Annotated in this window: 8 protein-coding genes and 1 riboswitch; all 8 genes read right to left on the reverse strand. The window is 69.7% G+C overall.

What is annotated here, in order from left to right; genetic code table 11:
* Positions 1 to 83: 83 nt before the first annotated feature.
* The 8 genes from ABZ904_RS26775 to ABZ904_RS26810 all read right to left on the reverse strand — a co-directional run bounded on the left by ABZ904_RS26775 (position 84) and on the right by ABZ904_RS26810 (position 9454).
* Complete coding sequence (locus tag ABZ904_RS26775) at positions 84 to 1466, reverse strand: NAD(P)/FAD-dependent oxidoreductase (RefSeq protein WP_359406617.1); 1383 nt, start codon at positions 1464 to 1466, stop codon at positions 84 to 86.
* Between the two features lie 505 nt (positions 1467 to 1971).
* Positions 1972 to 2913 carry a Ppx/GppA phosphatase family protein gene (locus ABZ904_RS26780; protein WP_360997861.1) on the reverse strand — a complete coding sequence of 314 codons (942 nt, stop codon included), beginning with the start codon at positions 2911 to 2913 and terminating at the stop codon, positions 1972 to 1974.
* Complete coding sequence (locus tag ABZ904_RS26785) at positions 2910 to 3515, reverse strand: DUF501 domain-containing protein (RefSeq protein WP_360997863.1); 606 nt, start codon at positions 3513 to 3515, stop codon at positions 2910 to 2912. Before ABZ904_RS26785 ends, ABZ904_RS26780 begins: the two co-directional genes overlap by 4 nt.
* Before the next feature lie 273 nt (positions 3516 to 3788).
* Entirely contained in the window at positions 3789 to 4259 is a 471-nt protein-coding gene (locus ABZ904_RS26790; RefSeq protein ID WP_360997865.1) for a septum formation initiator family protein, read from the reverse strand.
* 99 nt (positions 4260 to 4358) lie between these two features.
* Positions 4359 to 5645: a phosphopyruvate hydratase gene (eno, locus tag ABZ904_RS26795; protein WP_359406678.1), complete on the reverse strand. Its 1287-nt coding sequence runs from the start codon at positions 5643 to 5645 to the stop codon at positions 4359 to 4361.
* Positions 5646 to 5955: 310 nt separating this feature from the next.
* Entirely contained in the window at positions 5956 to 6636 is a 681-nt protein-coding gene (locus tag ABZ904_RS26800; protein WP_359406629.1) for a transglycosylase family protein, read from the reverse strand.
* A 4-nt stretch (positions 6637 to 6640) separates the two neighbouring features.
* Positions 6641 to 6806: riboswitch (cyclic di-AMP (ydaO/yuaA leader) on the reverse strand.
* Positions 6807 to 7005: 199 nt separating this feature from the next.
* A complete protein-coding gene (locus ABZ904_RS26805) occupies positions 7006 to 7968 on the reverse strand; it encodes a transglycosylase family protein (RefSeq protein WP_361825917.1) in 963 nt (320 codons plus the stop codon).
* A gap of 178 nt (positions 7969 to 8146) precedes the next feature.
* Positions 8147 to 9454, reverse strand: coding sequence for a cytochrome P450 (locus ABZ904_RS26810; protein ID WP_361825919.1), 1308 nt, complete (start codon positions 9452 to 9454; stop codon positions 8147 to 8149).
* Positions 9455 to 9668: the final 214 nt, after the last annotated feature.

Raw genomic sequence — 9668 nt, forward strand, 5'->3', positions numbered from 1 at the left:
GGGCTGCTCCGGCAACACCCGAAGGGGCCGCCCGCACCACGGATGGCGGGCGGCCCCTTCGGGTGTTGCCGTGTGACCCGGGGTCAGGAGGCCTTGGCCTTCTCCTCGGGCTTGCTCGCCGCGGCGACCGGCGCCGGCTTGGCGGCCTCGTAGAACTCCTCGCGCGGCGACTCGATCGCACCGAGCGAGACGACCTCGCGCTTGAGGAACATGCCGAGCGTCCAGTCCGCGAAGATCCGGATCTTCCGGTTCCAGGTCGGCATCGCCAGACCGTGGTAGCCGCGGTGCATGTACCAGGCGAGACGGCCCTTGAGCTTGATCTTCATCTTGCCCATGACGATCATCGCGACGCCCTTGTGGAGGCCGAGGCCCGCCACCGCGCCCTTGTTCGCGTGGCTGTAGTCCTTCTGCGGGAAGCCCCGCATACCGGAGACCACGTTGTCGCCGAGCACCTTGGCCTGACGCAGCGCGTGCTGCGCGTTCGGCGGGCACCAGGCGTTCTCGTTGCCCGCCTTGCGGCCGACGAGGTCGGGCACCTGCGCGTTGTCGCCGGCAGCCCAGATGTAGTCCGTGCCCTGCACCTGGAGCGTGGCCGCGGTGTCCACGTGACCGCGCGGGCCGAGCGGCAGACCGAAGCGGGCGAGCGCCGGGTTCGGCTTGACGCCCGCGGTCCACACGATGGTGTTGGAGTCGACCTCGAGGCCGTTCTTCAGCACCACGTGGCCGTCGACGCAGGACTCCATGGAGGTGGAGAGGTAGACCTCCACGCCGCGGCCCTCGAGGTGCTGCTTGCCGTACTGGCCGAGCTTGGGACCGACCTCGGGCAGGATCTTGTCGGCGGCGTCGACCAGGATGAAGCGCATGTCCTCACGGGACACGTTCCGGTAGTACTTGGCCGCGTCGCGGGCCATGTCCTCGACCTCACCGATGGTCTCGGCGCCGGCGAAGCCGCCGCCGATGAAGACGAAGGTGAGCGCCTTGCGGCGGATCTCCTCGTCGGTCGTGGAGTCGGCCTTGTCGAGCTGCTCGAGGACGTGGTTGCGCAGGCCGATGGACTCCTCGATGCCCTTCATGCCGATGCCCTGCTCGGCGAGGCCGGGGATCGGGAAGGTGCGGGAGACCGCGCCGAGCGCGATGACGAGGTAGTCGAAGGGCAGCTCGTACGCCTCGCCGACGAGCGGGGCGATCGTGGCGACCTTGCGGTCCTGGTCGATGGTGGTGACCCGGCCGGTGAGGACCTCCGCCTTCGGCAGCACGCGTCGCAGCGGGACGACGACATGCCGGGGGGAGATGCTGCCGGCGGCGGCTTCGGGGAGGAAGGGCTGGTAGGTCATGTACGAGCGCGGGTCGACGACCGTGACGGTCGCCTCGCCGTAGCGCATCTTCTTGAGAATGCGACGAGCTGCGTACAGGCCTACGTACCCACCGCCTACTACGAGGATCCTGGGACGCTCCGTGGTGCTCATGGCATCGAGTATCCACCCGCCCCCAGGGGGTCGCTCGTGCGCCCCTTCACAAGCTTATGCGAGGTGTCTGCTACACTCCGCCGCTCGCGTGACGGAGGTCATGGCGCCACCCCGGAACCACGGTGTAGGGCCGACCGTTGTCAAGGCTGCGTGAGCTGCCCGTCAAGGCCTTCGACGGGTCTCTGCGGGGGTCCGTCACCGGGCCTCCGCGCACCCCCGGGGACACCCGCGAAACCACTCCGCAAGGGCCCATTGGTCCCCCGTATGGCCCCATGGACCCAAAACGCGGCCCAGCAGGGGTGATTTCCTTGTGAAGAACTTCACGAAGTTTCTGGCCCGCATTTCGCCGAGGGGCCCCGGAAGCCCTCTCGGGTGCGCTCATACGTTATCGAACTCGCTCAGGAGAGGCTACCGACGAGTAGGGAAGGTCGCCGCGCACCCCTCCTGAGCACACGTCAGAACCCGTCGGCCGCCTGCTTCGCCCCGCACGGCGGGGCGCTCGCGGTCATGCGAGGGACCAGGCGATTCCATCGAGGATGTCGTGCTCGCTGACCACGACCTCGGCGGCTCCGATCCGCTCCATGATCGCGAGCAGTACGAGGGCGCCGGCGCCGATCACATCCACGCGGCCCGGGTGCATGGAGGGGATCGCCGCGCGCTCGGCATGCGTGGACCTCAGCAGCCGCTCGGTGATCTCCCGGACCTGGTCATGGGAGATCCGGGAGTGGTGGATCCTCGTGGAGTCGTACTCCGTCAGGTCGAGGGCGATCGCCGCGACGGTGGTGACCGAACCGGCGAGTCCGACGAGTGTCCGTGTCTCGACGAGCGGCACCGTCTTCTCCACCAGGTCCAGCGCGGCCTCGATGTCGGACCGTATGGCGGCGATCTGATCCTCCGTCGGGGGGTCGGTGACGGCGCCGTCCCGCACGAGGTGACGCTCCGTCATCCGCACGCAGCCGATGTCGACGGACCGCGCGGCACGCGCATGCTCCTCGCCGACGACGAACTCCGTGGAACCGCCGCCGATGTCCACCACCAGGAAGGGCTTGGCCAGGTCCTCACGTCCCACGAGTTCCTTGGTCGCGCCGGTGAAGGAGAAGTCCGCCTCCTGGTCGCCGGAGATCACCTCGGGCTCGACACCGAGGATCCCCAGCACGCCCTGGACGAACTCGTCCCGGTTCTCGGCGTCCCGGGAAGCGGACGTGGCCACGAAACGGACGCGCTCGGCGCCGTACTCCTTGATGACCTCGGCGTACTCCCGGCAGGCGGCGAACGTGCGCTCGAGGGCCTCGGGTGCGAGCCGTCCGGTCCGGTCCACGCCCTGCCCGAGCCGGACGATGGTCATCCGCCGGTCCAGTTCGCGGAGTTCGCCGGTGGCCGGGTCCGCGTCCGCGACCAGGAGCCGGATGGAGTTCGTACCGCAGTCGACGGCGGCGACGCGTGTCACTTCTCGTCCTCCTCATCTTCGACGGGCTTGGCGGCGAACCAGCCGGTGCCCGACGTCTCCACGTCCCCCTCGTCATCGGACGGCGCGTCCGCCGGCGTCACGCACGAGCCCTTGCGCCACCACTCGGGCAGCATCGCGATCGCCTCGTCGCCCAGCGGATTGACGCCCGGTCCCGCGACCAGGGAGTGCGCCACGAGCACGTGCAGGCACTTCACCCGGTCCGGCATGCCGCCGGCGCTCGGGAAGCCCTCCAGGACCTCGATGGCGTCACGGCGGGCGATGTAGTCCTCGTGTGCGGCGCGGTACGCGGCGGCCAGTTCGGGATCGGTGGCCAGGCGCTCCGTCATCTCCTTCATGACGCCGTTCGCCTCCAGCGTGCCGATCGCGGAGGCGGCGCGCGGGCACGTCAGGTAGTACGTCGTCGGGAAGGGTGTGCCGTCGGGGAGGCGCGGCGCCGTCTCCACGACGTCGGGCTGTCCGCACGGGCACCGGTGCGCGATCGCGCGCAGCCCGCGTGGGGAGCGCCCGAGCTGCTGCTTGATGGCCTCGACGTCCGCGTCCGTGGGCTCGGTGCGCGGGGTGGGCGGCGGGGGCATGTCCATGGCTGTCTTTCAGACTGTCTTTCTCATCGGTGCGCTGGTTCGTCCGGTCACTGGGTCAACGGGCGCAGCGGCTCTCGGGTTCATGGTCGGCTCGTCGGTCGCGGTCGCTCTCCGGCGCGGGTCGGGACGGCGCTTCACTTGTCCATCGGTTCACGACGGTGCATCGGTTCGCGTCCGCTCTGCCGTCCAGGATGCCAAGTCGAGGAGGGTGGCTCAGCCGTGCAGGGCGCATCGGCGGTTCTCCCGCCGGAGGGTTCGGCGCGGCGCCGCCGTTCACGGCTTGTCGGCCTTGTCGACCCCGTCCCAGATGTTCACGTACCAGGGGCGCGCCGCCATCGCACGGTCCGCGCGTGCCCGCTTGGCGGCGTCCGGGTCGATCACGATGTAACCGGTCTCCCCGGGCATCACATAGTGCAGCCGCAGCCGGATCTGCTGCTCCGCGTAGGCGTCGTCCTGCCAGCGGGCCTTGAGGTCGCGCAGCTGCTCGACCCGCTCCCGGGCCTGCGCCTGCTGCCGCTCCAGGTCGGCGATCTCGGCGCGCTGGGAGACGTACTGCCTTATCGGGTAGGCCAGCGCCAGGACCAGTGAGCACAGTACGAGGGCGAGCAACGCGGCCCGGCCGGTGAGCCGGGAGCGCCGCGCCTGCCGCTTGGTCTGGGAGCGGTAGACCCGGGCCGCCGTCTGCTCCCCGAGCAGCCGCAGCCTGGTCGCGGTGGAGAACCGGTCGCCGTCCTTCCCGGCCATGTCTCCCGCCTCCCCTTCATACGTGCGTACGTCCCCGCACACGGTACGGGACCGGGTACGGGGACGTACGGACGACCGGCTAAGGCGTTGTCAGCGCACTCAGCCCTTGAAGCGCGGGAAGGCGCTGCGGCCGGCGTACACCGCGGCGTCGTCCAGGATCTCCTCGATGCGCAGCAGCTGGTTGTACTTGGCGACGCGCTCGGAGCGGGCCGGGGCGCCGGTCTTGATCTGGCCGCAGTTGGTGGCGACGGCCAGGTCGGCGATGGTGACGTCCTCGGTCTCGCCGGAGCGGTGCGACATCATGCACTTGAAGCCGCTGCGCTGGGCCAGCTCGACGGCGTCCAGGGTCTCGGTCAGCGAGCCGATCTGGTTCACCTTCACGAGCAGGGCGTTGGCGGTGCCCTCCTCGATGCCGCGGGCGAGGCGTTCGGGGTTGGTGACGAACAGGTCGTCGCCGACCAGCTGGACCTTGTCGCCGAGCTTGTCGGTGATGACCTTCCAGCCGGCCCAGTCGTCCTCGAACAGCGGGTCCTCGATGGAGACGAGCGGGTAGGCCGCGACGAGCTCCTCGTAGTACTCCGTCATCTCGGCGGCGGAGCGCTCCTTGCCCTCGAAGAGGTACTTGCCGTCCTTGTAGAACTCGGAGGCGGCGACGTCGAGAGCCAGGGCGATCTGCTCGCCGGGGACGTACCCGGCCTGCTTGACGGCCTCGAGGATGAGGTCGAGGGCCTCGCGGTTGGAGCCGAGGTTCGGGGCGAAGCCGCCCTCGTCACCGAGACCGGTGGACAGGCCCTTGGTCTTCAGCACCTTCTTGAGGGTGTGGTAGACCTCGGCACCCCAGCGCAGGGCCTCCGAGAAGGACTCCGCGCCGATCGGGGCGATCATGAACTCCTGGATGTCCACGTTGGAGTCGGCGTGCGAGCCGCCGTTCAGGATGTTCATCATCGGCACCGGCAGCAGGTGCGCGTTCGGGCCGCCCAGGTAGCGGAAGAGCGGGAGGTCGCTCGCCTCGGAGGCGGCGTGGGCGACGGCGAGGGAGACGCCGAGGATGGCGTTGGCGCCGAGCGAGCCCTTGTTGTCGGTGGCGTCCAGGTCGAACATCGCCTGGTCGATCAGGCGCTGCTCGGTGGCGTCGTAGCCGACGAGCTCCGGGCCGATCTGCTCGATGACGGCGAGGACGGCCTTCTCGACGCCCTTGCCCTGGTAGCGGTTGGGGTCACCGTCGCGGAGCTCGATGGCCTCGAAGGCGCCGGTGGAGGCGCCGGACGGGACGGCGGCACGACCCGTGCTGCCGTCGTCGAGGCCAACCTCGACCTCGACCGTGGGGTTGCCGCGGGAGTCCAGGATTTCCCGGGCTACGACGACGTCGATGGACGGCACGAGCATCTCCTTCATGGATGTGACGCTGAGAGTGCGGGGCACCTTGCGACTAGAGCCTATCCGTCCCGGGTGGGCGGCCAGCCGACCGACCGTCCAGGACAGGGTGACGGTACACATTGTTCCTACTCGGAACAAAGAAGGAGAGGAAAGCCCGGTGAAAATCGCACGGCGCGCAGGCAAAAAGGCCCCGCTCCGGTGCGTACGGGGGAACACGCACCGGAGCGGGGAGCCCGTGGGGACGGGGGTGGATCTCACGTGACCCCCACGATGGAGGTCACGTCTGGGGGGACCCTGTGAGCCGGCTGCCCGGCAGCTGTCACTTCAGGTGCAGCTGCTGACCCGGGTAGATGAGGTCGGCGTCCTTGACGATGTCCTTGTTCAGCTGGAACAGCTTCTTCCAGCCGCCCTGGACGTGGTGCTTCGCGGCGATCAAGCTGAGGCTGTCACCCTTGACGACCTTGTACTCGCCGTCGCCCTTCTTGACCTTCTGGCCGGTCGGGGTGGTGACCGTCTTCTGGGGAGCCGGGCGCTGCGCGGAGCGGTTGGCCGTCTGCTCGCCGGTCGAGCGAGTGGTCGGGGTGCTCTTCGCGGACTTGTTCGTGGAGGCCGCGGCGCCGTTGTAGGGGGCGCTCGACAGGCCCTTGCCGCACACCGGCCAGGCGCCCTTGCCCTGGCCTGCGAGGACCTTCTCGGCGACGGCGATCTGCTGAGCCTTGCCGGCCAGGTCCGCACGCGCGGCGTAGGCGGTGCCACCGTAGGCGGCCCAGGTGGAGTTCGTGAACTGCAGGCCACCGTAGAAACCGTTGCCGGTGTTGATGGCCCAGTTGCCGCCGGACTCGCACTGGGCGACGGCGTCCCACTCGGCCGAGGTGGCGGCCGAGGCGTTGCCGGCCGCGAGCAGCGGAGCGGCTATGGCGGCGCCGGTGACACCGGCGAGCGTGACGGCGCGAGTGGCCTTGGACGGGCGGCGGTGCTTGCCCTTGCCGGAACACAGCATGGTTCGATCCCCTCACCGACGCCTGCGAGGTGAGCTGTCGGGTTCGGGCCGGTTGAGTTGCCCGGCCGCGCACGACGTGGTGCGCGGCTTCACCCCGAGCCGTCCCGGTCAATGTCCGGGCGCGGCGCTTACCTTGGGTCCCCCGCTCCTGCCTACGGCGCTTGACGCGTCGACTGTTCCCACACGGCCGCTGGCAGGATTCGGCGTTGCGACCGTGGGGGCCCGCTGTGGCGAGCGGACACGACCGTAAGCAGTCGATCCGCGGAATTTCAAAGACGATCAGGGCTTATGAGACTCATATCTCACTCTCGCCAAACCAGACATTCGCCACGAACCAGGGCATGAAGTCCCCTGGAACGGCAAGGCAGTTCACTGCTGCCCGGCGTCGGGCTCGGTACCGATCTCAAGGTTCTGACCGGGGAGAATGAGGTCCGGGTCGGCGCCGACCGTCTTCTTGTTCGCGTCGTACAACGTGGCCCATCCGCCCTTCAGGTCAAGAGAGTCGGCGATGGCCGTCAGATTGTCCCCGGGCCGGACGGTGTACGAGTCGTCGGCGGCGTCGCGCCCGGCGCTGGAGCCGCGCGAAGCATGCCGGGCGGCCGAGTCGCCCGCACGGTCACCCGCCGCACTCTCGTCGGCGCTGCTCCCGCGATGACGACCGGCCCTCGAAGAGGTGTCGCTCTGCCCGGACTTGTCCGACTCGTCGCTCTTCGTCGGTTCAGTGGACGCGTCGCCGTCACCCTGAGACCCCGCCGATCGGGAAGCACCCTTGAAGGACTCCTCACTCCCTCCGGAGGAAGGTGACGAAGAGGAGGAGGCGGACGAAGAAGGCGATGAGTGCCCCGAAGTGGTCGATCCGGACGACTCGGACAGTCCGGAGTCCATGCCGTAGCCGGAGGAGGAGCCGCCGTCGGAGGATTCGCCCGCGAGGCCGGTGTCGACGTGCGCGGAGGCCGAGTCCTCACTCAGGCCGGCGACCAGACCGCAGGCGGACCAGGCGGAGACGCCCTGGTCGTCGAGGATCCTCTCGGCGACGGCGATCTGCTGGGAGCGGCTCGCCTGGTCGGCCCTGGGGGCGTAGTCGAGGCCGCCGTACTCGTCCCAGTCCTGCTGCGTCAACTGGAGCCCGCCGTAGCGGCCGTTGCCGGTGTCCGCGCTCCAGGAGCCTCCGCTCGCGCACTCCGCGACCCGGTCCCAGGTGGTACCGGAGGCCGCGCTCGCACCGGTGGCGCCCAGCAGTGGAATCACGATCGCTGAACCGGTCACCCCTGCCGCGACAAGGAGAGCCGGAGCCTGGCGGGGGCGACGGTGACGGCCGTTCCCGGAGAGCATGCGCTTGCCTTTCACACGACAGCAGGGACCGGCGCGACGGTTGAGGCGAATCGTCGCGCTGCTGCGTGAAGGTAGCGCCAGGCGATCACTTGTCACAAGTTAATGCAGCGCAGATCACGTGAAGATCACAGAGTTGAGCACGTGTCACCTTTCCCCGACCGCCCGCGGGACCGCCGCGTCATCCCCCGGAATCGGCGCCGGACCGCTGCCGCACGTCACGATCCGTCGCGAACTTTACCGGCAAAGTACGCAATCCCCGCATGATGAGCCCGCCGCGCCAGCGCAAGTCGACCGGGTCCGCCCCGAGTTCCAGGTCGGGCAGCCGGGTGAGGAGCGTGGCGAGAGCGGTCTGCCCCTCGAGGCGGGCGAGGGGGGCGCCGAGGCAGTAGTGGATGCCGTGGCCGTATCCCAGATGCTGGTTGTCGCGGCGGGAGAGGTCGAGCACATCGGGATCGGCGAACCGCTCCGGGTCCCGGTCGGCGGCCGCCAGCACGACGAGCACCGGATCGCCGGGGGCGATGTCCTGGCCCCCGACGGTGAGCGGCTGGGTGGCGAACCGCCAGGTGGCCAGCTCGACCGGGCCGTCGTAGCGGAGGAGTTCCTCGACCCCCGTCTCGAGCAGCCCGCGTTCCCCGCGGGCGAGGGAGGCCTGCAGCCTGGCCCGCTGCTCGGGGTGGGTGAGGAGGGCGTACGCCCCGTTGCCGATCAGATTGACCGTTGTCTCGAACCCGGCGAAGAGCAGGATGAAGGCCATGGCGGCGGCCTCGTTCTCGGTGAGGTGCTCGCCGTGGTCGGAAGCGCGGATGAGCCCGGAGATGAGGTCCTCACCGGGGCCGGGCGCATCGGGCAGGGCTTGGCGCTTGCGGTGGATGAGGTCGGCGAGATAGCCGCGCATCTTCTTGACGGACCGGGCGACCCCGCCCCGGGGTCCCCCGCCGTGCCGGATCATCATCCCCGCCCAGTCCCGGAAGTCGTCCTGGTCCTCGCGGGGGACGCCGAGCATGTCGCAGATGGCATAGATGGGGAGCGGGAAGGCGAACTCATGGATGAGATCGGCGGAGCCGCGGTCCGCGAAGCGGTCGATGAGCTGGTCGGTCAGCTCCTGCACGCGGGGGGCGAACTCGGCGACGCGGCGGGGGGTGAAGGCCTTGGAGACGAGCCGCCGCAGCCGCGTGTGGTCCGGAGGATCGATGTTGAGCAGGTGTGTCATCAGCTCGGCCTTGCGCTCGCCGGGGATGCCGGTCTTGCCCTTGGCGTGCGCGGGTTCGTCGTGGTGCGCCGGGTTCTTGCTGAGCCGCTGGTCGGCGAGGGCCTGCTTGGCATCGGCGTACCGGGTGACCAGCCAGGCCTCCACCCCGCTCGGCAGTTTCGTCCGGTGCACGGGGGCGTGCTCGCGGAGCCAGGCGTAGGCGGGATAGGGGTCGGCGGCGAACTCCCAGGTGAAGAGTTCGGGCGCCGGGGGCTGGGGATGGGACGGGCTGGTCACACTTCGACGGTATCCGGCAGACCGAGCCACGCGTCGGGGCCCTTCCCGACGGGCTTGCACCCGAATCGGCTGCCGGCGTCGCCATGCTGCGGCTTTGACCGATCCGGGCGCGGGCCCGACGCCGGGCCGCGCCCCGGATCCGCGAACCTGCCAGCACCACCGCCCGATGCCGTCACCGACCACGGACCGGCGCAGAGGCCCGCCCCGGGAACCG

This window comes from Streptomyces sp. NPDC046900 (assembly GCF_040644975.1).
Lineage (GTDB): Bacteria > Actinomycetota > Actinomycetes > Streptomycetales > Streptomycetaceae > Streptomyces.

What these genes read in the sequence shown, in the direction of transcription:
- eno (WP_359406678.1), bottom strand. Translation starts at nt 5,645, where the DNA reads ATGCTCGTGCCGTCCATCGACGTCGTCGTAGCCCGGGAAATCCTGGAC.
- ABZ904_RS26775 (WP_359406617.1), bottom strand. Translation starts at nt 1,466, where the DNA reads ATGAGCACCACGGAGCGTCCCAGGATCCTCGTAGTAGGCGGTGGGTAC.
- ABZ904_RS26800 (WP_359406629.1), bottom strand. Translation starts at nt 6,636, where the DNA reads ATGCTGTGTTCCGGCAAGGGCAAGCACCGCCGCCCGTCCAAGGCCACT.
- ABZ904_RS26790 (WP_360997865.1), bottom strand. Translation starts at nt 4,259, where the DNA reads ATGGCCGGGAAGGACGGCGACCGGTTCTCCACCGCGACCAGGCTGCGG.
- ABZ904_RS26785 (WP_360997863.1), bottom strand. Translation starts at nt 3,515, where the DNA reads ATGGACATGCCCCCGCCGCCCACCCCGCGCACCGAGCCCACGGACGCG.
- ABZ904_RS26805 (WP_361825917.1), bottom strand. Translation starts at nt 7,968, where the DNA reads ATGCTCTCCGGGAACGGCCGTCACCGTCGCCCCCGCCAGGCTCCGGCT.